Origin of the sequence: Sulfurospirillum barnesii SES-3 (genome assembly GCF_000265295.1) — a bacterium.
Taxonomy (GTDB): Bacteria; Campylobacterota; Campylobacteria; order Campylobacterales; family Sulfurospirillaceae; genus Sulfurospirillum; species Sulfurospirillum barnesii.
Window position 1 is genome coordinate 1,429,185 of the sequence record NC_018002.1, and the last position, 23,691, is coordinate 1,452,875.

Genomic DNA, 23,691 nt, shown 5'->3' on the forward strand with positions numbered 1-23,691 from the left:
CACTAGAATAATCCCTTTGATTTTCGTCTAATTTAACCCAAAGGGAAATGCTGTGTGTATGCAAAAAATCGTATTGATTTTATTGATGGGGCTAGGAACACTTCTTTTTGCATGCGGTGGTAGTTGCTTGGAGTGTCATCCAAAATTAGAGCCTTACAGTGAAGATAAAGATCACCGTATTTTAAAAGAGTGTACATCCTGTCATAATACACCCTCAAAAAATGGGATGTGTGGACAAGATTGTTTTGAGTGTCACTCACGGGATAAACTCTATGCTCAAAAAGATATAGAAGCCCATCAAGCACTTAAAGCGTGTAAAGCTTGCCACAAAGAAAAAGAAGATTTTCTACGCATGTCCCCTGCTTCATCACCAACACAAGAGACCTTGATTGATCTTTTTAAAAAATAGTATCCTCTTACGAGGGTAAACACTTCTTCATAACCTCTTTCCACTCTAAATGAAAATGTTTTCTAATAAAAGCCCTTGTGTGCGGAACAGAACATGCCGAACAATCCAAATGTGAAATGGCATTGTGCACATAATAAGCACTCTTTTTTGACGGAATGGCACAGGCACTTTTCACCAAAATATCACCTTCTTTTCGAAGCCCTAAATCATTAAAACGAAAATACGGGCATGCACAAAAATAACAATTTAAATAGCTCAGTTGATGACACTTTTCCTTGCGTGCATACAAGGGACAAAAAAGAGGCTCTTTTGCAAGCATATTTTCAAAAACAAAATAGTCAATAATCATCTCTTTTGAGTAGCCTTGTGCTATCAATTTTTTCACAATGTCTTGATGCTTTCTATTGTGTGCCATGAACCAATCAAAATAAGCCATTTTGTCGATTGCTCCTGTTAAAAATTAATAAAATTATTGTAAAATTCCACAAAAGGAAGGTTATGAAAAAATTTTTGACCATTTTAGCACTTATTACAACACTTTTAGCCGATAACCCAAATGATTTGGATGAAATCAAAGAGGAAGATATACCCAAAATCCTCTCTATTATTAAAGATGGAACAAAAGAGTACCTACCCATGATGTTAGATGATTATACGACATTGGTGGATATTGTGTGTGTTCAAAATGCCATCGAGTATCGCAATCGTATCAATTCAGAGAATGAACACGTCAAAATAATTCTCAAAGCAGACAAAGGAACCCTTATAAAAACTACTTTTGAGAACAACAAAAGTTACTTATGCAGTGACCCTGAAACAAAAATGCTTCTTTCAAAAGGTGCTATTTTTGTCTACGTTTTTTATGATTTGCATGATGCGGAACTTTTTAAATTCTCCGTTCAACACAAAGATTGTCCCTAACTTCTTACATGTAAAAGCTTTACATGTAAGAAGTATTTAGACTTTTAATGTTGATGGATAACAATTTCACCTTCATTTGCATCAATGACGATGCTTTCGCCCTCATGCAATTTCTCTTCCAAAATAAGCTCTGCTAATCTGTCCTCAACAAGCTCATAGAGTGCGCGTTTAAGGGGTCTTGCCCCATACACAGGATCAAATCCCGCTTCAGCAATTAAGGCTTTTGCACGAAGTGTAAGCTCCGCTTTTATCTCTTTGGCTGAGAGCTTGGTCTCAATATCTTTAAACATAATGCTTACAATTTCACGTAAACCATCTTCGCTCAAAGGATTGAAAATAATGATGTCATCCAGTCGGTTCAAAAATTCGGGTTTAAAATGTGTGCGCAACTCTTTCATCACCTCTTCGGTGCGTTTTTCACCCTCATACGCCATGATTTTATCGCTGGCAATATTGGACGTTAGAATAATAATCGTGTTTTTAAAATCAACCGTAACACCTTTATTATCCGTTAATCGCCCTTCATCAAGCACTTGAAGCAAAATATTAAAAACATCAGGATGCGCTTTTTCAATCTCATCAAACAGGACAACACTGTAGGGTTTTCTACGTACCGCTTCTGTGAGTTGTCCGCCCTCATCATACCCCACATACCCTGGAGGTGCCCCAACCAAACGACTAACAGAGTGTTTTTCCATGTATTCGCTCATATCAAAACGAATCAATGCCTTAGTGGTATCAAACAAAAAGTTAGCTAACGCCTTAGCACTTTGGGTTTTACCCACCCCTGTAGGACCTAAGAAAAGGAAACTACCAATAGGCTTACTTTGCTCACTAAGACCTGCTTTGTTACGCTTGATCGCTCGACCAATCGCTTTAATAGCTTCATCTTGTCCAACCACTTCTTTTTTAAGATACTCTTCTACATGTAATACTTTTGCTTTCTCACTTTGAAGCATTTTAGTGACAGGAATCCCTGTCCATTTGCTGACAATGGTGGCGATCATCTCTTCATCAACACTGTTTTTTAAGAGTGTGCCACTTTCTACCATTTTTTCCCACTTAACCTTTAGTTCTTCTTCTTGTTTAAGAAGGTCTGGTAATTTTCCATACTCTATTTCTGCAGCCTTGTTAAAATCACTGTTTTTCTTAGCCGTTTCTGCTTCTCGTCGCAAAGCTTCTGCGTCTGTTTTAAGTGAGGCAATGTCATTAAAAACACTCTTTTCAGTCTCAAATTGAATTTCAAGGCTATTGCGTTTCTCTTTGGCATCACTGAGCTCTTTTTCAATGGACTGTAAGCGTTCATCGTTCTTTTTATTTTTTTCCATTAAAAGAGCCTCTTTTTCTACCATCAACGTACCAATAACCCTTTTAATACGACTTAGCTCTGTAGGTTCACTCTCAATTTGCATCTTAAGCTCTGCTGATGCCTCATCAATTAAATCAATCGCTTTATCGGGCAGAAAACGATCACTGATATATCGAGCACTTAATTTTGCTGCTGCAATCAATGCTGAATCCATGATGGTTACATGATGATGCGCCTCAAGGCTCTCTTTAATACCCCGCAAAATCTGTAATGCCTCATTAATACTTGGTTCATTCACCGTGACAGGCTGAAAACGTCGTTGCAGTGCGGCATCTTTTTCAAAATATTTGCGGTACTCTTTGAGTGTCGTAGCACCAATGGTATGGAGTTCACCACGGGCTAAAGCTGGCTTTAAAATATTGGCCGCATCCATACTTCCCTCACTCGCACCTGCACCCACAATGGTATGAATTTCATCGATAAATAAAATAATATTGCCACTTTTTTTCACTTCATCAATGACCGCTTTGAGTCTGTCTTCAAACTCACCACGATACTTTGCCCCTGCAATCAAGGCACTCATATCGAGGGCGACCACACTTTTGTTTTGAAGGCTTAAGGGCACATCATTGTGTGCAATTCTAAGGGCTAATCCCTCCGCAATGGCCGTTTTACCCGTTCCTGGCTCACCAATCAAGATAGGATTATTTTTACTTTTACGAATTAAGATTTGCATCATTCGACCAATCTCTTCATCCCGTCCAATCACAGGATCCAATTTTCCCTCACTGGCTAATTTGGTCAAATTAATACCGTATTTTTCAAGCGATTCAAGAGTTTCATCGGCACTTTGTTTGTCGATTTTTTTACCCCCACGAAGGGCTTCAAGGTTTTTCTTAAACTGCAATAGATCAAGGTATTTACCCAAAATCTTTTTCAATGGATCACTATCAATATTGGCAAGCAACCATGTATCCACAGAGAGATAACTGTCTCCTTTTTGTTTCATCAGCCCTTCTGCTTTTTGCAAACTCTCCACAAGATGTCGTGAAATAACAATATTTTCTTTGCTCACATGCGAGACGGTTGGTAGTTTTTGTACTTCACTTTTTACTTCTAACTCTATAGCACTTTTGTCAATATTCATTTTATTAAAGACTTGATTGAGAATAGAAGCAGAATTAGTGATGAGTCCCCATGTTACATGTAAAGGACCAGCTTCATTATTTTTGGAGTGTAAAGCAAGGCTTATAGCGCTCTCAATGGCTTCACGCATTTGGTTTGTCAGCTGTTCAAAAAGTGAGTTCATAAAATCTCCTTTGTATTTTTCTATTATTTTACAACTTTGAGTGCCTTGATGTCAAGATTATTTAGTCACAATGAAGCACTAATGAGATTACTTTCATCTTTATGTACGTATCAATAACTCTCTCTTTCATAGAAATTTTAGGGAAATTTCACTATAATCTCTGCTTTTAGTAAAGCAAGCATCTCATGCTAGGAGCATACACACATTATGAAACATTTACCTTTTGCTACGGTTGGCTTTGTTGCCACTTTTATCGGTATTACCACACTCTTCTCTTCCTCGCTTTTTGCAGATAATGCGGAGGGTGAAAAAAGTAGACTTGCATCATTGGCTAAATTCACACGTGTTTTAGCGACCATTGAAAAATACTATGTTGATGACATCAAAATTGATGAAATTGTAAAAAAATCCATCGAGGGTCTCTTAAACAACCTTGACGCCCACTCCTCTTATTTGGATGAAAAACATTTTAAAGACCTTAAGATTCAAACCGATGGTGAATTTGGTGGGCTTGGAATTACAATCAGTCAAAAAGATGGTGCGCTTACTATCATTGCTCCTATGGAAGGAACGCCTGCGGATAAAGCGGGTATCAAGGCAGGTGATATTATTTTAAAAATCAATAAACAATCTACCCTAAACATGACGATTGATGAAGCCGTTAACATCATGCGTGGAAAACCTGGAACGCCTATTGAACTTACTATTGTAAGAGAAGGCGAGAACAAGCCAATTGTTGTGCCTATTGTACGGGATATTATTAAAATAGAATCTGTGTATGCCAAAACAATTGAAAATGAAAATATACTCTACGTACGTGTGGTTAACTTTGATAAAAACATTGTAGGGGATGTACAAGAAGCCATTAATAAAAACAAGAAAGTTCAAGGTATTATTTTGGACCTGAGAAACAATCCTGGAGGACTTCTCAATCAAGCGGTTGGGTTGGTAGATATTTTCGTTGAAGATGGGATTATCGTCTCACAAAAAGGTCGTTTAGAATCAGAAAATGAAGAGTACCGTGCTAGCAAAGCAGGCACATTAAGCAAAACACCTTTGGTGGTTTTAGTGAACGGTGGAAGTGCTAGTGCCAGCGAAATTGTAAGCGGTGCCTTGCAAGATCATAAACGTGCTATCGTCATTGGTGAAAAAACCTTTGGAAAAGGAAGCGTACAAGCGGTTCTTCCCGTCGTTGATAATGAGGCGATTCGTTTAACCATTGCTCGCTATTATCTGCCAAGTGGACGTACGATTCAAGCAGAGGGTGTCACTCCTGATATTCTTGTGTATCCAGGAGAAGTTCCCCATAAAAACAATGAACAATCTCTCAAAGAAAAAGATCTTAAAAAACATTTAGAGAGTGAATTGCAAAAAGTAGACACAAACCAAACAGATAAAAAAGCAAAAACAAAAACAAAAGAGACACAAAAAGCAGACAAAGAAGTAATTACGCAAGAGAATTTATTTAAAGATTTACAATTAAAAAGTGCTATTGATGCTATCAAAGTACTTTCAATCAAAAAATAACAAAGGGGTAAAGATGAATAAAGGGGCATTGCTATACGAGGGCAAAGGTAAAAAACTGTTTTTGACAGACGATGAAAATCTTTTAATTTCAGTGTTTAAAGATGATTTGACAGCATTTAATGCCGAAAAAAAAGGCAATGAAGCAGGAAAAGGCGCACTGAATTGTAAAATCAGCACCCAATTGTTTCACCTTTTGGAAAAACACGGCATCCAAACGCACTTAGTTAAAACGCTTAATGATACAGAGCAACTGATTAAAAAAGTAAAGATTATTCCTATTGAAGTGGTTGTTCGCAATATCGCAACGGGTTCACTTGCCAAACGTCTTGGTATTAAAGATGGTACGGTGCTTCCTTTTACCTTGGTTGAGTTTTACTATAAAGATGATGCACTGGGTGATCCTATCATTAATGATGAACACTGCTTGTTGTTGAATCTTGTGAAAAGCGAGTCTGACCTTGAAGAGCTTAAACGCCTTGGTCGTGAGATTAACGTTATTATGAAAAGCTTTTTTGCAGAACGCAAACTCAAACTTGTTGATTTTAAAGTGGAATTTGGTGTCGATAAAGAAGGTAACATCCTTCTCTCCGATGAAATCAGTCCTGATAGCTGTCGTTTTTGGGATATGGATACCAATGAAAAACTGGATAAAGATAGATTTAGACAAGGCTTAGGCGATGTAAAAGTTGCTTATGAAGAAGTCTTAAAACGTATTCTATCTCACTAAAATCAAAGGAAAAGATTAACAATGAAAGTTATTGTCAACATTCAACTCAAAAATGGCGTTTTAGATCCCCAAGGAAAGGCTGTTCATCATGCACTCTCGTCTTTAAAATTTAACGAAGTGAATGACGTGCGTATTGGAAAGCAAATTATTTTGGACATTGCTGAAAGCGATAAAGCAAAAGCGCACGAGAGAGTAACAATCATGTGCGATGAACTTTTGGCCAATACTGTGATTGAAGATTACACCATCGAGTTTCCAACATGCTAGTAGCCGTTGCTGTATTTCCAGGCACCAACTGTGAAATCGACACCAAATACGCCTTTGAAAAACTAGGACAAGAGGTTGTCCTTGTCTTTCATAAAGAAGAAAAATTACCAGAGGGAACCGATTTAGTCGTCCTTCCTGGTGGTTTTAGCTATGGCGATTACTTACGAAGTGCGGCTATTGCAAAATTTTCACCGATTATGAAAGCTGTCATTGAGTTTGCCAATCAGGGTGGGAAAGTATTGGGTATTTGTAATGGTTTTCAAATGCTGGTTGAAGCAGGATTGCTTCCAGGGGCTATGAAACGCAATGAGAGTGTGCATTTTATTTCTAAATTTCACCCTCTAAAAGTCGTTGCCAATGATAATCTTTTTTTACAAAAATGTGCCATTGGAGATGTGTTAAATATTCCAATTGCTCATGGTGAGGGAAGCTTTTATATTGATGATGCAGGACTTAAAGAACTGTATGCCAATAAGCAAGTCCTTCTTACTTATTGTGATGAAAATGGCAATGTGCAAAACCCTAACGGTTCCATCGATGCCATCGCAGGAATTTGCAACAAAAGCAAAAATGTTTTTGGTCTTATGCCTCACCCTGAACGGGCTATTGAGAGCATTTTAGGCTCTGATGATGGGGTTAAAATGTTGCAAGGGTTCATTCAATAAACATATGAAAAAACTTTTAAAATTCCTTCTACTCTCTTTAGTACTCTTTTATTCACCTCTGTTTGCAGAAGAGAGTGCTTATACGGGTTACTCAAAATCTCTTTTCCTCTCTGTTGAAGCTGTCCCACAAAAAATCTATGTGGGGCAAGTCTTTCCTATAAAGATTAAAGCGATTGTGGCACAAAGTTCAAATGTAGAATTACAAACCCTTTTTTTATCCCCTTTAAATGGTGTGGAGATCCTAAATCCTGAAGCATCATGGGAAGCTTCCACGAATAATACCTATTACGCTACTTTTTACCTCAGTGTCAATCAGACACAAGCAACACTTCCTCGTCTAAGTGTTTCACTCGTACAAAACAAAGAAGTAACAGAAAGTGCTTTTCTCGCTCCTCAAACACCCAGTATTATTCAACTTAAAAAAGACCCTCTGTTTAGCAATGTCATTGCCCAATCACTGAGTGTGAATAAATACAAAACAACCACCTTTGATGCAAAAAACATTATGAGTGTACTAGAAATCGAAGCAACGGGCTCCAATTTAAAAGATTTTAAACTTACATCCATTGCAAAAAATGGGATTGATTCATTTCTTGATAATGGTAGCACTCAAAGAATCTACTACTATGCTATTTTGCCTAATTATCAAAAAAACTTCGAATTTACCTATTTTGATTTAACCAGTAACAAATTTACTAAAATTTCACTGCCCATTACCATAGAAGATGAAGAGGTCAGTACTCAATTAGGGCTGAATCCTAAAGAGAGTATTTTTGAGTTTTACAAACGTGTCTCTTATGCTTTTTTCTCGTTCTTGTTTTTTGTTATCTTGCTAAAATACCGTAAATGGTACTATTTGGTAGCATCACTTTTCTTTTTAATCCTCTATTTTCTTGATCAAAACCCATTAAATCACGTCAAACTTAAAACAGGAAGTAATATCAAAATTCTTCCTATAGAGCGATCAACTATTTTTTATACCAATGACACCGTTTTAAATGTTGAAAAATTGGGTGAAAGAGAAAATTATATTAAGATTTTACTTCCTGATGGAAAAATTGGATGGACAGAGTATGAAAATATTAGCAAGAATTAGAGCTATTTTTGTTGCTATTGAATTTAGTATTACTGTTTTAATCACCGTTGTTTTCATGTATATTTTTTCCAAAAACACACGACCCGTTCGTCGTTTTTGGGCAAAGCTACAAACCTACCTCATTGGTTTTAAGATTCACACTAAAGGCGAACTTTGCGAGAAAACAACGCTTCTGGTGATGAATCATCAAAGTTTACTCGACATTGTCACTCTTGAAGCAATTCATCCCAAAGATTTGTGTTGGGTTGCTAAAAAAGAGATTGGTGATATTCCTCTTTTTGGGCATATTTTAAAAGCACCAAAGATGATTGCTATTGATAGAAACGATAAGCGTTCTATTGTTAAACTCATCAAAGTAGGTCAAGAAAGGCTTCATGAAGGACGTGTGCTTGCTATGTTTCCAGAAGGAACTCGTGGACGTGGCAATACACTTCTTAAATTTCAAAGTGGTGCAAAAATTGTAGCGGAAAAACTAAATCTTATTGTGCAACCTGCTGTGATTGTTGGTACACGCAATGTTCTGGATTCACAAAATCTTTTAGCCAATGGTGGCGATGTGCATGTTATCTTTTTAGACCCCATCAATCCCCACGAAGATGAACAGTGGTATGAAAAAATGCATGATGCAATGAGCAAAACCTTGCAAGAGCACACTTCTTCTTAATTAACTGCTACAAAAGTGGCTTTTTTTCTTGGCTCTTTTTGATACAATAGCGCCACTTTCTTGGATTTTTCAAAGTGCTTTCTTCTTTACATGTAAAGCATTTGAAAAAATCCAATTACTAAAGGAAATATAAAATGTCAAAACATCAATTTCAAACCGAAGTCACTCAGCTTTTAGACCTGATGATTCACTCACTTTACTCGAACAAAGAGATCTTTTTACGTGAACTTGTTTCCAATGCTTCCGATGCCCTCGATAAGTTAAACTACCTCACACTCACCGATGAAAAATACAAAGCACTCTCCTATGTGCCTCGTATCGACATCGCCATCAACAAAGAAGCTAAAACACTCACACTGAGTGACAGTGGCATTGGTATGAACGAAGAAGATTTGGTTGAGAATCTTGGAACCATTGCTAAAAGTGGTACAAAATCATTCTTACAAAACCTCAGTGGCGATAAAAAGAAAGATTCTAGCTTGATTGGTCAATTTGGTGTTGGTTTTTACTCGGCATTTATGGTTGCCAACAAAATTGAAGTGGTAAGCCGTAAAGCGGGCGAAGAAAAAGCGTATATGTGGAGCTCAACCGCAGGTGCGGAGTATGACATCTCTGAAGTGTCCAAAGAGAACCACGGTACCTCTATTACGCTCTATCTCAAAGACGATGAGGACGAATTTTTAGAGTTTTACCGCATTCAAAACGTCATCAAAAAATACTCAAACCACATTCAATTCCCTATTTTTATGGACAAAGAAGTCAAAGAGTACGACGATGAAGGCAAAGAAAAAAGCACTGAAATCAAAAATGAGCAGATCAACAAAGCGAGTGCACTTTGGACAGTAGCCAAAAGTCAAATCAAGCCTGAAGAGTACAAAGACTTTTACCAACAAATCTCTCACGATAGCACCGATCCACTCCTTTGGAGCCACACCAAAGCTGAGGGTACATTTGAGTACACCACTCTCTTCTACATTCCCTCAACGCCTCCAATGGACTTGTTTAGAATGGACTATAAACCAGGGGTCAAGCTTTACGTTAAACGTGTCTTTATTACCGATGATGAGAAAGAACTTTTGCCAACGTATCTTCGTTTTGTCAAAGGTATCATCGATGCGGAAGACCTACCACTCAACGTCAGCCGTGAGATTTTACAACAAAACAGAGTCCTAGAAACCATCAAAAAAGCGTCTGTTAAAAAAATCTTGAGCGAGCTTAAATCGCTCAAAGAAAAAGATGCTGAAAAATACCTTGAGTTCTACAAAAACTTCGGACGTGTTATTAAAGAAGGTTTGTATAACGATTGGGACAATAAAGAAGCGCTACTAGAGCTTGTACTGTTCAAATCGTCAAAACGTGAAGGTTTAGTGAGCCTAAAAGAGTACAAAGAGGCGATGAAAGAAGAGCAAAAAAGCATCTACTACATCACGGGCGAAAACGAAAAGTTACTACGCAACTCGCCACTTATCGAGCAATTTAAAGCCAAAGACATCGAAGTCTTGCTCCTTGATGAAGAAGTCGATGCCATCGTCTTCCCAATGGTCGGTGAATACGACAAAACGCCGATCAAACCTGTAAACAATTCTGACATTGATGAAGAAATCAAAGAAGATAAAGCCAAAGTGGAAGAGGATGAAAAAACCTACAAAGAGATTTTGGTCAAAATGAAAGAAATCCTCAAAGATGATGCGAAAGATGTCAAAATCTCTAGTCGTTTGAGCGACTCTCCATCATGCTTGGTCTACGATAAAAACGACCCAGATTTCCAAATGCAACAGATGCTCAAGCAGATGGGACAAGACAATCTCCCAACCGTTAAACCTATCTTAGAAATCAACCCTGAGCATGAAATTTTCAAAAAACTCGGTGCAAAAAGCGACCTTTTAGAGCTAAATGACATCGCTTTCTTGCTTCTTGATCAAGCAAAACTTCAAGAAGGCATGAAAATCGAAGATACCGCAGCGTTTGCTAAACGCTTGAACCGTTTTATCGCTAAAGCGCTTTAAAAAATAGTTTTACATGTAAGGATTTTTCCTTACATGTAAGAGTAAATCAACTCTGGGGTGATGTTTAATGGATACAATCATAGTTGCATTACATGTAAAAAGGCTTACATGCTAAAAGTAATGATTATTGAAGATGAACCTCTTATCGCCCTAAACCTTGAAAAGCTTTTAGAAAAAAAAGGCTTTGAAGTCACAGGACATGCTAGTAATTGGGAAGAAGCACACACACTTTTTCATACCACTAAACCCCATATTGTCCTTAGTGACATTAAACTTGAAAATGACGAATCAGGCATTGACATTGTAAAGCAGTTAAAAAAAATGAATGATTTTTGCGTCATATACCTAACCTCCTATGGCGATGATGCGATGATTGAAAAAGCATTGAGTACCAACCCTGCTGCGTATATTACAAAGCCTTTTAAAGAAATTGACCTCAATGCTGCCTTAAAACTTGTTTCCTCAAAAATTAAAAATAAAAACATCAATCCCGATTTTTACTACAACAAAGAAACCCGTGCTCTTTTTTATAAAAATGCGCAGATTATTTTAACGAAACAAGAATCCGACCTTTTTCACATCTGTTATCTTAGCAAAGGATTTTTTGTCTCGATGGCGAACGTTGAGTATGCTATTTGGGGAGAAGAACACGTGAGTGACTCAACACGAAGAGGCTTGATTCATCGTTTGCGAAAAAAATTACACGATACCATCTTTGAGTATTCCAGCGGACTAGGATGCAAAGTGGATAAGATAGCATGAGAGCGCTTCTTTTTATTTTTTTCATTGTGGTTTATGGGTTTGCCACAACTTCCATCGCCGAAAAATCAGCACAACTCCACCTTACGCAAGAACAAAAGCAATGGCTTCTTGAGCATCCTCGTATCATCGTTGGGATGGACCCTGATTATGCACCGTATGAGTGGGTCGATGAACAGGGCAATTTCATAGGCATTGTGGTTGATTATCTGCATGAACTTGAACAAATACTGGGTGTGCGCTTTGAGATCGTCAAAAACAAATCATGGGAGGAGTTGCTTCTTCTTGCCAAAAAGGGTGAGTTGGACATGCTAACGAGCATTGTCAAAACGCCAGAGCGCTCCACATATCTGAGCTTTAGTGAGCCTTATCATAGCTCACCTACGATTATTGTCGATAATGGAAAAGGTGCGTTTATAGGGAGTTTAAAACAACTCAACACCAAAAGAGTCGTTGTTGAAAAAGAGTATTTTATGGCGGAGTTTATCAAAAAAAAATACCCCCAAATTCTGCTTCTCTTAGCACCTTCCACCAAAGAAGCGTTAAAAATGGTACAAAATGGAGAAGCCGATGCCTATGTGGGTGATGCCAATCTTGTGGATTATGTGATTAAAAAAAACCATTTAAGTTCATTACGTTTTTCAGGACAAACAGAATACATCAGTCATCAAGCATTTGCTTTTACCAAGGGCAATGAAGCGTTAGCGCCTATTTTCAGCCAAGCGATGGCGACCATTCCCAAAGAGGAATTTGATGCCATGTTTCATTACTGGCTGAGTCTTGATTATGGGATAAATCGTGAAACGCTCATCACATACAGCCTCTTCATTGCGCTTATATTTACCGTGATAGGTTACTGGATTTATCGATTGCGCCAAGAGATTAACCAGCGAAAAAGTGCGGAACAAAAACTTAAAACAAGTGAAGAGCTCTATCGTGAGCTCACCGAAGATGTCACCGATGTGATTTGGAAAGCCAATAGCCAGCATATTTTAACCTACATCAGCCCTAGCGTGGAAGATAAGTTAGGGTTTCGTCCTGATGAATTAGTGGGTCATCATGTATTTGAGATGTTTACCGATGAGGGCATTGCCATCGTGATGGAGCGCATCAAACAGAGAAAAGAGAGCAAAGAAGAAGCCATAAACGATGTTTACTCTATATTTGAAGTGCAACATAAGTGCAAAGATGGCTCGTTTATCTGGGGAGAAGTGGTTTCAAAAGCAGTCTACGATAAAAATCACACGGTTATTGGCTACCATGGCATTAGCAGGGAAACAACGGCACGTAAAGCAATGGAGCGAGAAAAAGAGTTGTTGTATCAAGAGTTAGACCACAGGGTTAAAAATAACCTTCAAGTCATCTCCAGCATCATCTCATTGCACTCGTTACAAGAGGATACATCACGCTCACTTGAAGACATTCATAACACCATCGCCGCCATCTCTTTAGCGCATGACAAACTCCATCAAAACGCAACACGAAAAACATTGGAGATAAAACAGTATGTCACCGCTTTGTTGAATAACCTACTTGCAAGTTCAGTGTTAGACATTCAAAAAGAGGTATACTCTCCTGAACTGTACCTAAGCGCACAATACTCCATTACCCTTGGCATCATCATCAATGAATTTGTAAGTAACTCCATCAAATACGCCTTTAAAGGCATACGCTCACCGAAAATTACTGTGACCATTGAAAAAGAAGACGGTTTTATTGCCGTTTTAGTTTCCGATAATGGCATAGGTTTCAAAAAAGAAGAAGCACCAAATTCTGGCATTGGACTGGACATCATCACAACACTCATCAAAAGTAAATTTAAAACCGATGTACGTTTTTTTAATAATAACGGAACATCTATGGCTCTAAAAATCCCTTACATGTAAACATTATTTAAGAAAAATATCAGTTTCATCAAACGCCCTTCAAACGCTTATTTGTTATAGTAATAACAAGAAATTATGACAAGGAATTGACGATGAAACATTCCCCCGATTTTAGTTCACGCTTTAGAATCCTCAAAGGCGGAAAAATATCCTTGGTGGTATCTGCTTTACTCACCAGTGTGAGTTTGCTTCACGCAGCCCCTAGCGGTGGCGTGGTCACCAGTGGCAGTGCGAGTATTGCGCAAAGCGGAGCCGTGACTACTATCAACCAAAGCTCTCAAAAAGCCTCCATCAACTGGCAAAACTTCTCCATTGGTGCCACAGAAACCGTAAATTTCAATCAACCCAATGTTTCAGCCATAACGCTCAATCGTGTTATAGGCAATGAAAAATCCATCATTGATGGAGCGTTAAACGCTAATGGTCAAGTATGGATACTAAACTCCAATGGCGTACTCTTTAATTCCAGTGCCAAAGTCAATACCGCAGGACTTCTAGCGACTACGATGAACCTAAGCGATGAGGATTTTCAAAAAGGAGCGTATAGCTTTAAAGGTGACTCTAGCGCTTCAGTCATAAACTTAGGGGAAATCACTATCAGTGATGGCGGTTACGCTTCACTTCTAGCCCATAGCGTTCAAAACGAAGGAACCATAAAAGCCATTCATGGAACGGTAACTTTAACAGGTGCACGTGAAGCAACGATAAATCTCAATGGCAACTCTTTGGTCTCTCTCAAAGTCGATAAAGGTGTTTTAGATGCGTTAGTGGAAAACAAAGGGGCTATCTATGCTGATGGTGGAAATGTTTACTTAACCACCAATGCGGTGAATGAATTACTTAAAGGTGTGGTCAATAACACAGGCATCATTGAAGCCAACTCCCTTGATGATATTACAGGTGAGATTATCCTTTTTGCCCATGGTGGAGCGTTACATGTAAACGGCACACTTGAAGCGGAGGGTGGGTTTATCGAGACTTCAGGAAAATCGTTACATGTAGAAGATAGCACCATCATTAAAACCAAAAAATGGCTCCTTGACCCAGATAACATGACCATTGAAAATACAGGTGGAGCAAGTTTAACAGGAGAAAGTGTGAGTGCAACTGCTATCCAAAATGCACTCAGCTCAGCTGACATTGAACTTCAAGCAACGTATGACATCACCGTCAATGAAAATATTACATGGGCAACGGCTAAAAAACTGACTCTCACCGCAGGCGATGAGATTTACGTCAATGCCACCATCAAAAACACCAATACCACCAACGGCGGTGTTTACTTCCATGCCGCTAATACCACCGATAAAGTCATCTTCGACACCAGTGGCTTGGTCTCCATCTACAATGTTTACCAACTCCAATGGCTGAATCAAGCGCTGAACGGAAAGTATGCGCTAGGTGGCAACATTGATGCTTCAGCGACTTCCTCATGGGACAGTGGTTTAGGGTTTTCGCCGATTGGAACTCTAACAAATCAATTTAAAGGAACCTTTGATGGCTTAGGGCATACCATCACAGGTTTATTTATCGACCGTCCAACGACAAGTTATGTTGGATTATTTGGTTTCACAAATGGTGCTACAATCCGCAATATTGGCATTGTCAATGCCAATATAACAGGCAAGGATGGAACCGGTGGATTGGCGGGACTCTTCAATTATGGAACCATCACCAATGCGTATGCTACTGGCAGTGTAACGGGAAAAGGTAATATGGTCGGTGGGCTTGTGGGAACGATTAGTGGTTCCACTATCACAAATAGTTACGCTACGGTGGGTGTAATAGGTAGTGGCAATGAAGTCGGTGGGCTTGTGGGAGGTGCTTACTCCACATCATCGATCGCAAATAGTTACGCCACAGGAAGTGTACAGGGAGTAGCTTCTGTCGGTGGACTTGTGGGCATACTTTACCAGTCATCACCAATCACAAATAGCTACGCCACAGGACTTGTAACGGGGACAACTCTTGCCGGTGGACTTGTGGGTGCGTTTTCTAGCGGAGGCGCTGTCACTAACAGCTACTGGGACACCCAAACCTCTGGAAAAACAAATTCAGCACGAGGTGTGGGCAAAACCACTGAAGAGATGATGAACTCATCGACGTATGCTGGTTGGAGCATTTTAGAAGACACAACCCTTGCAAAAAACTATCCAACCCTTAGAATGGCAAGCAGTGGAAATGTGTGGGTGATTGGTACGAAAAGTACACCCACACCAAACAATCAAACGCAAACCCCCAATGTAACAGCGATTGTCAATGGTACAGCCATAACACCACCTGTACTTCCAAATTTTACGCCTCCCACTCAAGCACCACAACCCCTTAATGCAGGAGGGGTGATGTTACAACTAGCCTCCGTCCCCAGTGGTGATGTTCCATCTCAACTCGTAGGAACACCAGAAGCTAGAGCAATGATGCAAGGAGCAGATGTTGGAGACTTGAGAGTTCCACTAGGGCAAAACTCACAAATCCAGTTGGTTAACGGTGGTGTGAATTTACCAGCAGGTGTAGAGCAACAATATTTCATGGCACAACGATAAGGAAAAGGGACAAGAATGAGAACCGTAAAAATTATAACACTATCACTAACAACTGCATCTTTCCTCTTTGGGGCACCACCTACCGTGAGTGATATAGAAAGAAACGTGCAACCACCCAAAGAGGTCGAACGTGGGATGAACAATGTCATCCCAACACTTCCCACACAAGAGATAAAGCCCGCTATGAGTGACATGGGTGGAAAAAGCATTGAAGTTAAAGGCTTTACACTCAGTGGGGCTTTACATGTAAAGAGTGAAACACTGCTTTCTTTACTAGAACCTTATGCAGGTAAAAGCTATACCTTAGGTGAATTAGAAAAGATAACCGCCTTAATTACCAAAGCGTACCGTGAAGAGGGATACTTCGTCGCCCGTGCGTACATCCCAAAACAGAGCATGAAAGAGGGTATTTTAGAGATAGCCATCATTGAAGGAAACTATGGAGCGTTTCACCTTACCAACAGCTCCCTTGTGTCCAATGAAAGAGTGCAAGGCATGTTAGATGCTATTAAGCATGAGAATATCATCAGTACCCATACCCTAGAGCGTGCTATGCTTCTTATCAACGATACCCCCGGCGTGAAAGTTACAGGAGCCGATGTCAAACCTGGAGAAAATGTAGGTACATCGGATTTTGAGATGAGAACAGAAGCAAGCAATCCTTATAGTGCCTATATCGTAGGGGATAATTATGGCTCCAAATACACAGGGCGTCATCGAGTCAATGCAGGGCTTAGTGCAAACTCTCCTTTAGGTTATGGCGATAAATTTGGTATCAATGGGGTGCTCTCTTCCTCAACGGATTTAAAAAATGGCAAGGTCTATTATAATTTTCCCTTGATGGATAATGGGCTAAGAGGAGAGCTAAGCGCCTCTCGTACTACCTACTCCCTTGCAGAGGAGTATAAAGCCCTTGATGCGCTAGGTCATTCAACCACCCTTGAAGCCTCACTCTCTTATCCACTCATTCGTACACGTTTAGAGAGCTTACACCTCTCTTTGGGATATGCGCATAAAAAGATGAAAGATGAGATTGAAAGTACCGATGATGTCACCAAAAAAGACTCAAATGCACTTAGTCTTGGAGCCAATTACCTCAAAAACCACACGCTTTTTGGTATCAACAGTAGCCTTACCAGTGAACTTAAACTCACCAAAGGAGAGCTAGACAGTCCTAGTAACAGCGATACCGATGGAGCGTATGCCAAAGTTGCAGGCAGTGTGGAACACACCATGGCATTCTCACCGTTGTATGCGCTTACCACCAGCCTTCGCTTTCAACACGCACTGGGCAATAAAAACCTCGATGGAAGTGAAGACTTCTCTTTAGGGGGAGCCTATGGGGTAAGAGCCTTTCCCGATGGTGAACACTCTGCAGAAAATGGCTATATCCTAGGAGCTGAACTCTTTTATACCTTACCTTCTTTTGAGGGAATCATGCATAAAGCAAGCCTCTTTGCCGATACAGGCTATGCCACCATGCAAAACGAAAATGGCACACAAGAGAGCAGGCAGCTCAGTGATATAGGCATAGGCTATCAGGCGTCTTACAAACAATTCTTTGGCAAAGCACAAATCGCCAGAGTCATTGGCGGGGAAAAGGTTGAGAGTGAAAGCGAACGCTCCACAAAACTGTTACTGCAACTAGGCTTTGTCTACTAAAAACCTCACGCATCTTTTTTTACATGTAAGGAAAAATCCTTACATGTAAAGTGTTACAGCTCGCACAGCCTCAGGGTAGGCATGGGCATATTTTTGAATGCCAGCTCCAAAACTCTCCAACATATCACGTGCTCGAATAAAGAGCGCTGTGTTATCTTCGATTTTGGCTAATTCAAACAGATTTTTAATCATCGTGGAAAGCGGGCTTTTGTAGCTGTTATCTTCCAAAACCGCTTTAGCACGAAAGGCTTTATCGGAGAGGTACCACGTCTCATCTTTGTAAAATTTATGCTCAGCTTCATGGCTTAGTTTCTTTGCTAACGCTAGGTACTTCGCCTCTTTCGTATGCACATAACCGCGAAGTAAGCTTTCGATGACAAAGGCGTAATCTTCGAGCAACGCTTCCACTTTCAAACTGCCGCCGAAGACGATTTGGTGGTATAAAATGCCGTTTACATGTAAAGATTTTAAAAGCGTATCAAGCACGCTTTTTGCTTTCTCAGTTTTACCTGCTTCAAACAAAGCCGTCACCATCAAGGCGTTCCAAGCGGTCAATATTTTGGTGTCGATAAAGGGATACGCTACCTTTTGGCGTACCTCTTTTAAAATCACAATCGCTTCATCTAAGCGATCAGGTTTTTCGTTACATGTAAGAATGGGATTGGTGCTTTGGTGCTCAAAATTGCCAAATTTGGTGATACCAAAATAGTCCATGACCGCCTTAGCTTCCGCCTCACTTAGCCCACCTTTTAAAAGAGCCTCTTTGGCTTGTGCATACTTAAACACAAAGTATTTGCCCTCTTCCCCCTCAGAGTCCGCATCGCTGGCACTGAGATAAAGTCCCTCTTTTAAAAACCGCTCATCCATTGCTTCGATGGTTTTATCGACCACGTCATTAAACAATGGTTTTTGTGTCAATGTATACAGTTTGGCATAGACTTCAATCAGTTCGGCATTGGTGTAAAGCATCTTTTCAAAATGAGGAATCACCCACGCTTCATCGACACTATAACGGTAAAATCCACCCTCTATTTGGTCATTTATGCCACCTTGCGCCATCGCAGTAAGAGCATCTTCGCTCATATATAACGCTTCAAGATTTTTGCTTTGCGCATAAATATCTAAAAGGGCATTCCATGTGGAAGCATGGGGAAATTTGGGCGCACTTCCCACACCTTTGGAAACATCATCATAACTAGCTTTAACATTGCTCACAAACGATTCTAAAACAGCCTCTTTTTCAATGCGGCTCTTCTGTTCAAAACTACGCTCATAATGTTTAATAGCCGCCTCAATGCTCTGCGCACTCTTTTGAACTTCCTCATATTCATCATCGAATTTACCTTTGATGAAGCTTGTGAGTTCTCGAAATCCCATGCGTCCTTGAGCACTTTGAGGTGGTAAGTATGTTCCAGCGAAAATAACCTGCCCAGAGGGCGTCATAATGATACTCAGAGGCCAGCCACCACTTCTTTTGGTCAGCAGATAATGCACGTCTTGGTAGTATTTATCAAGATCTGGCATCTCTTCACGGTCAACCTTAATGCTGACATATGAGTCGTTGAGTAGTTTAGCACTCACGTCATCTTCAAAGGTCTCACGCTCCATCACATGACACCAATGACAGGTGCTGTACCCGATGGAGAGAAAGATCAGCTTGTTTTCCTCTTTGGCTTTGGCAAGGGCTTTATCGCTCCACGCCATCCAGTTAACAGGATTATGGGCATGTTGAAGTAGGTAAGGAGAATCCTCATGGATCAGTTCATTGGTGTGCATCAAAAACTCCTCTCTTTTTAGGAGTTATTTTATCTCTTTTAAGTTAGCGGATGCTTTAAATCTTAATGTACCATTCCTGCTTCAACTAAAAAGGGTGAATGCGTATAGCTAATCTTCTTAATCTTGTCATACTTCGCATAGGAGAGATAGAGCATGTCTTTTGCCCTCGTGGTTGCCACGTAAAAGAGCCGTCGCTCCTCTTCGAGGCTTCCGCCTTTTTGCATCAGTTTACGATTGGGAAAGCGTCCATCCATCAAATCAATGACGTACACTTCTTTAAACTCAAGCCCTTTACTGGCGTGAATGCTGAGCAAATTAACTCCCTCACCCTCACTCATCTCGTTACTTCCTAAGGTTAGGGCATTTAAAAAGCGCTCACTTGAGGCGTAGGAGCTAGACAAATCTTTGAGCAAATGCCCTTTGCGAAAGATACGAGAGCGAGCTTCTGCTTTTTGCTTTTCATCGACACTGCCATCTTTTTTAATGGAACGCTTCACCGATAGTGTCTCAGCAATGGCGCTAAACACTTCGGAGCTTAGCACATGATTTATCAAACTTTGTGGGGTCTTAATGCGTGTGGCATGTTTCATAAATTTGTAAAACTGGTGCAAAAACTTTGCACCATCAATGCTTAGGCGAGGATGTTTTAAAATGGGATTGGATAAGAACTGCTCTTCAAAACCCAAATCGTAAAAACGACTCACACTACCCAAATCAAAAATTTCATCAAAAAGTCCTAATTGATGGTTTTTAGGACGCTTTTTAAAAATTTCCTCAACCCCCGCTTTAGGATGAAAAAAACCGTTATAGATGTTCCCCTCTCCTAGTTTAAACAAACCATCAAAAAGCTCTTTGGAGAGTGAACTTCCCACCCCTCTGGCATACTCAAAAGTATGAATAAACGCCATCATATCTTTAGGATTGACCACCACGCCTACCAAATCAAGCATGGCTTTGACTTCCGCCGCATCAAAAAAGCTAATGCCCCCTTTTCGTTTACACGCAACGCCCTGCTCTCTTAAGGTCGCTTCAATGCCATCCGCACTGGAGTTATTGCGAAAAATAACGGCAATATCCGCATGTGCATTCTTCGAGTTTTTAATTAAAGAGGAAATGGAGTGGTACTGGGCAAAAAGCTCATCGTAAATGAGCAGTTGTGGTGCTTCAAAGGCACCATCACGGGTGACTTCCAAACGCTTTTCATAGAGTCTTGGATTTTTTTCAATAACACGGTTGGCTAGGGAGAGAATTTTATGGGATGAGCGGTAATTTTTATTGAGAGTAAAAACATTTGCTCCCTCATAACGCTTTGCAAACGAGCCGATAATATCAATATTGGCTCCATTAAACGCATAAATGCTCTGGTCATAATCGCCCACGCAAAAAAGTGATTTGGAGCGAAACGCATCAATTAAAGAGCCTTGCAAGGTATTGGTATCTTGGTACTCATCAATTAAGACCTCTTCAAAAAAAAGTTCATGTTCTTTTTTCAATGCCTCACGCATAAAAATGAGCAAGTCATTAAAATCCACATAGCCAAATTCTCTTTTTAGGGCTTGAAACTCTTCAAAAATATCTTCGTAAATATCAAAAAAGACACCATGTTCACTGTCATTTTCCTCAAGCCACTGCGTAAAACTCTGTGTAACGGTGCTGTTTTGATAGAGTGAAAACAAATCATACAAATATTGCGCACTGTAGGCTTTGACACCTGAGTCTATATGATCAAACCGTCTTCGCTCCACAATACTTTTAAGTAAAATCTTAAGGTCTTTAGGCTGTTTTAGGACAATGTTTCGACCCATTTTTTTAAGCAAACGGTAACTTACCGCATGAAAGGTACCTGATTCTATTTGCGAAGTAATGGCTTGAGGGAAAAAAGCACTCACACGCTCTATCATCTCAGCGGCGGCTTTATTGGTAAAGGTTAAAAGCAAAATTTTTGAAGGAGCAACACCGTTTTTTAACAAATATGCCAGTCTTGCAACAATGGTCGAGGTTTTTCCTGTGCCAGCACTAGCAATAATAAGATTGTAACCTGATGGTGCCGTAGCAGCACTTTTTTGCTCAGTATTGAGACGAGTAAGAGGCATTGAGTTCCTAGAGAATTTTTTTGAGGGGGAATTCTAGTTAAAAAGAGCCTAAAATAAGGTAAAAGTTTTTACAGATACCAATGGCTTTGCACTAATTTTCCCTCTTTATACTCATCAATATAGGCTTTTTTAGGTTCATCATTGCTAAGCCATAAGCGATATTCCATCTGGGGAGTGGTGATTTCTATGCCTTTTTCAACCGTACGATAATTGCCTTTTGAGAGTTCTTCAAACACACGTGAGAGAACGTGTTCCGTTCGAGGAAGATTTAACTCTTTAAGATTAATTCCATCATGCATAAATTGATAAATCAATTTTTTTTGAAGCATCAAGGTTGTGAAGTACGACGCACTTTCTCGATACTCTTTCGTACTGAGTAAATTTTTACTGATTTGTCCTAAAGGTTGAATGGCATCTATTTTGGCACAGGCATCTCCAATAGCAACTAAAATTTCTTCATTGCGTTCATTTTTAAGATAAAACTTAGCACCATCGGAACATACTTTTTCATAACGCTTCGCCTGATAATCGTTTAAAAGATCACGATACGAATCAGCATAAGCGATATAACAGAAAAACAGTACCCAACATAAAAAAAGTCTCATCTTTGCCCTTTATAAAAATTTAACAGTTCATTTATTTCTTCAGATTTAATGTATCCTAAAATACGTTCCAAAGAACTTATGGCTTCTTCTCTATCACCTAAGTGAAATTTTGATTTTGCATAGATTATCCATGTCTGTTCTGCATTAGGATTTAACTTATTTGCCCTTTTTGCCCAGTCAATCGCTTCATCGTACAATTTTTGTTCAAAACAAAATTGCGCAAGAACATAAGCATTTTCATACGTAGGTGCATACTTATATGCTTCAACAAGGGAATTTTCTTTCAAAAACAGTAAGCGTTCTGCTTCGAGGTCTTGTTGTGTTAATGTAACATTCTCTTCTTTTGATTTAAATTTAGGTGCTAAAAAAAGAGTTGGAACATTCGTATCAATTGGCTCTATAGGGGTTTGTGTTACTACAACACTCGCAATGTCTTGTGTTTCATTTAGCTCTACTTTTTCCGCAACGACCACTTCAGCTGAAGATGGCAGAGGAGATGTTTCAACATAAACTTCTTTGGGGGTATAAACGAACCAAAAAACACCAAGCACTGTTACTAAAAGAAACAAACTAGAGATGTACACTCGAATTAAATGCTTCTTTTCCAATGCCTTACAACGCTTTTCTAGCATTTCAAATCGTTTACCTGTCACAAATCAGTCCTATTTCCAATGCTGTCATCATTAGCAGTCTATTGCTCAGGGTTGTATACTCAAGAAGATATTGGTTTTGAGAAAACTCCAAAAGATGAAACAGTGTGTATAAAAAGTGTCGAATGGTGCGAAAATTTCCTTTGGCATAACGAGCAATCTTTTTGGCATCGTGTGCAGAAAACATCAAAGCAATTTCACCTTGAGAATGCACCATCAAATAAGATTGAAGGTATCGGTGTAATTCATGTTTTGCCAATAGCCCACACACAATAGAGGCTTTTGAACAAGACGTAAACGAAGGATGTTCTAGCATCTTTTGTTTTGCTTCACAAGGCACAGAAAGAACACACCGAAAGACCTTATTATGGCACAATGTTGCAAGCAATTCACACTGTTTTTTCCCTAATAAATGGGCTTCATCAATAAAAATTGTACACAAACTCTCTTGATAAATTTCTGTTAATTGCTTTACATGTAACGCTTGTGTCAGCGTCTCATCAAACAGCACTCCTTTTTGCGTGTACAGCCGTAAAAAGAGCTCTTGCCACTCAAAATAAGCATGAGGCATTAAAATGGAATGGGGGAAAAAAGAAGATGAGCGATGCAGAACATGCAACATGTGTGTTTTACCTACGCCCGCATCTCCGATGAGAAAAAGAAGGGAATGGTGATTGGCATCAAGCGTGTCTATTACTTTTTTACGTGCTAGTTCCGCACTCATGCTATCAAAGTAAAACGATGTAGTAACACTGTCACGAAACAAGGTTTTTGCAATTCCAAAATTTTTCATCACAACACTTTTATTGAAATCATG

At 39.5% G+C, this 23,691-nt stretch carries 20 protein-coding genes; 13 read left to right on the plus strand and 7 right to left on the minus strand.

Annotated elements, in window-relative coordinates; genetic code table 11:
• Nucleotides 1-58 precede the first annotated feature (58 nt).
• Nucleotides 59-409 carry a hypothetical protein gene (locus SULBA_RS13035; protein ID WP_014769625.1) on the plus strand — a complete coding sequence of 117 codons (351 nt, stop codon included), beginning with the start codon at nt 59-61 and terminating at the stop codon, nt 407-409.
• Between the two features lie 7 nt (nt 410-416).
• Here the strand turns inward: SULBA_RS13035 and SULBA_RS07225 are convergent, their stop codons facing one another.
• Nucleotides 417-845 carry a hypothetical protein gene (locus SULBA_RS07225; RefSeq protein ID WP_014769626.1) on the minus strand — a complete coding sequence of 143 codons (429 nt, stop codon included), beginning with the start codon at nt 843-845 and terminating at the stop codon, nt 417-419.
• Nucleotides 846-907: 62 nt separating this feature from the next.
• On the opposite strand from SULBA_RS07225, the gene SULBA_RS07230 reads away from it, so the two are divergent.
• Nucleotides 908-1,330 carry a hypothetical protein gene (locus SULBA_RS07230; protein WP_014769627.1) on the plus strand — a complete coding sequence of 141 codons (423 nt, stop codon included), beginning with the start codon at nt 908-910 and terminating at the stop codon, nt 1,328-1,330.
• 44 nt (nt 1,331-1,374) lie between these two features.
• Here the strand turns inward: SULBA_RS07230 and SULBA_RS07235 are convergent, their stop codons facing one another.
• Nucleotides 1,375-3,948: an ATP-dependent Clp protease ATP-binding subunit gene (locus tag SULBA_RS07235; RefSeq protein ID WP_014769628.1), complete on the minus strand. Its 2,574-nt coding sequence runs from the start codon at nt 3,946-3,948 to the stop codon at nt 1,375-1,377.
• Between the two features lie 207 nt (nt 3,949-4,155).
• Between SULBA_RS07235 and SULBA_RS07240 the strand changes: the two genes are divergently transcribed.
• From SULBA_RS07240 to SULBA_RS07290, 11 genes are all read left to right on the plus strand, one after another.
• Complete coding sequence (locus tag SULBA_RS07240; protein ID WP_014769629.1) at nt 4,156-5,475, plus strand: S41 family peptidase; 1,320 nt, start codon at nt 4,156-4,158, stop codon at nt 5,473-5,475.
• Between the two features lie 13 nt (nt 5,476-5,488).
• Nucleotides 5,489-6,202 (plus strand): phosphoribosylaminoimidazolesuccinocarboxamide synthase, encoded by a 714-nt coding sequence (purC, locus tag SULBA_RS07245; protein ID WP_014769630.1) that lies wholly within the window; start codon nt 5,489-5,491, stop codon nt 6,200-6,202.
• Nucleotides 6,203-6,223: 21 nt separating this feature from the next.
• Nucleotides 6,224-6,469 (plus strand): phosphoribosylformylglycinamidine synthase subunit PurS, encoded by a 246-nt coding sequence (purS, locus tag SULBA_RS07250; protein WP_014769631.1) that lies wholly within the window; start codon nt 6,224-6,226, stop codon nt 6,467-6,469.
• Nucleotides 6,463-7,134, plus strand: a complete 672-nt coding sequence (gene purQ / locus SULBA_RS07255; RefSeq protein WP_014769632.1) for a phosphoribosylformylglycinamidine synthase subunit PurQ — start codon at nt 6,463-6,465, stop codon at nt 7,132-7,134. The genes purS and purQ overlap by 7 nt, the downstream gene beginning before the upstream one ends.
• Nucleotides 7,135-7,138: 4 nt before the next feature.
• The gene (locus SULBA_RS07260; protein WP_156790524.1) at nt 7,139-8,230 is read left to right on the plus strand and encodes a hypothetical protein; all 1,092 of its coding nucleotides are present in this window, start codon (nt 7,139-7,141) and stop codon (nt 8,228-8,230) included.
• Nucleotides 8,208-8,894, plus strand: a complete 687-nt coding sequence (locus SULBA_RS07265; protein ID WP_041671825.1) for a lysophospholipid acyltransferase family protein — start codon at nt 8,208-8,210, stop codon at nt 8,892-8,894. Before SULBA_RS07260 ends, SULBA_RS07265 begins: the two co-directional genes overlap by 23 nt.
• Before the next feature lie 134 nt (nt 8,895-9,028).
• On the plus strand, nt 9,029-10,900 hold the full coding sequence (gene htpG, locus SULBA_RS07270) for a molecular chaperone HtpG (protein ID WP_014769635.1): 1,872 nt from the start codon (nt 9,029-9,031) through the stop codon (nt 10,898-10,900).
• Between the two features lie 108 nt (nt 10,901-11,008).
• On the plus strand, nt 11,009-11,662 hold the full coding sequence (locus SULBA_RS12760; RefSeq protein WP_014769636.1) for a response regulator: 654 nt from the start codon (nt 11,009-11,011) through the stop codon (nt 11,660-11,662).
• Complete coding sequence (locus SULBA_RS07280; protein ID WP_014769637.1) at nt 11,659-13,545, plus strand: transporter substrate-binding domain-containing protein; 1,887 nt, start codon at nt 11,659-11,661, stop codon at nt 13,543-13,545. Before SULBA_RS12760 ends, SULBA_RS07280 begins: the two co-directional genes overlap by 4 nt.
• Before the next feature lie 92 nt (nt 13,546-13,637).
• Nucleotides 13,638-16,088: a two-partner secretion domain-containing protein gene (locus SULBA_RS07285; RefSeq protein WP_014769638.1), complete on the plus strand. Its 2,451-nt coding sequence runs from the start codon at nt 13,638-13,640 to the stop codon at nt 16,086-16,088.
• Between the two features lie 15 nt (nt 16,089-16,103).
• Nucleotides 16,104-17,750, plus strand: coding sequence for a ShlB/FhaC/HecB family hemolysin secretion/activation protein (locus SULBA_RS07290; protein WP_014769639.1), 1,647 nt, complete (start codon nt 16,104-16,106; stop codon nt 17,748-17,750).
• A 39-nt stretch (nt 17,751-17,789) separates the two neighbouring features.
• Here SULBA_RS07290 and SULBA_RS07295 read toward each other — a convergent pair whose 3' ends face one another.
• The 5 genes from SULBA_RS07295 to SULBA_RS07315 form a co-directional block, all read right to left on the minus strand.
• Nucleotides 17,790-19,526, minus strand: coding sequence for a thioredoxin domain-containing protein (locus SULBA_RS07295; protein WP_014769640.1), 1,737 nt, complete (start codon nt 19,524-19,526; stop codon nt 17,790-17,792).
• Between the two features lie 62 nt (nt 19,527-19,588).
• On the minus strand, nt 19,589-21,619 hold the full coding sequence (locus SULBA_RS07300) for an ATP-dependent helicase (protein WP_014769641.1): 2,031 nt from the start codon (nt 21,617-21,619) through the stop codon (nt 19,589-19,591).
• 68 nt (nt 21,620-21,687) lie between these two features.
• Complete coding sequence (locus SULBA_RS07305; protein ID WP_014769642.1) at nt 21,688-22,224, minus strand: hypothetical protein; 537 nt, start codon at nt 22,222-22,224, stop codon at nt 21,688-21,690.
• Nucleotides 22,221-22,877 (minus strand): tetratricopeptide repeat protein, encoded by a 657-nt coding sequence (locus SULBA_RS07310; protein WP_014769643.1) that lies wholly within the window; start codon nt 22,875-22,877, stop codon nt 22,221-22,223. The genes SULBA_RS07305 and SULBA_RS07310 overlap by 4 nt, the downstream gene beginning before the upstream one ends.
• The gene (locus SULBA_RS07315) at nt 22,867-23,667 is read right to left on the minus strand and encodes an ATP-binding protein (protein WP_014769644.1); all 801 of its coding nucleotides are present in this window, start codon (nt 23,665-23,667) and stop codon (nt 22,867-22,869) included. Before SULBA_RS07315 ends, SULBA_RS07310 begins: the two co-directional genes overlap by 11 nt.
• Nucleotides 23,668-23,691 lie beyond the last annotated feature (24 nt).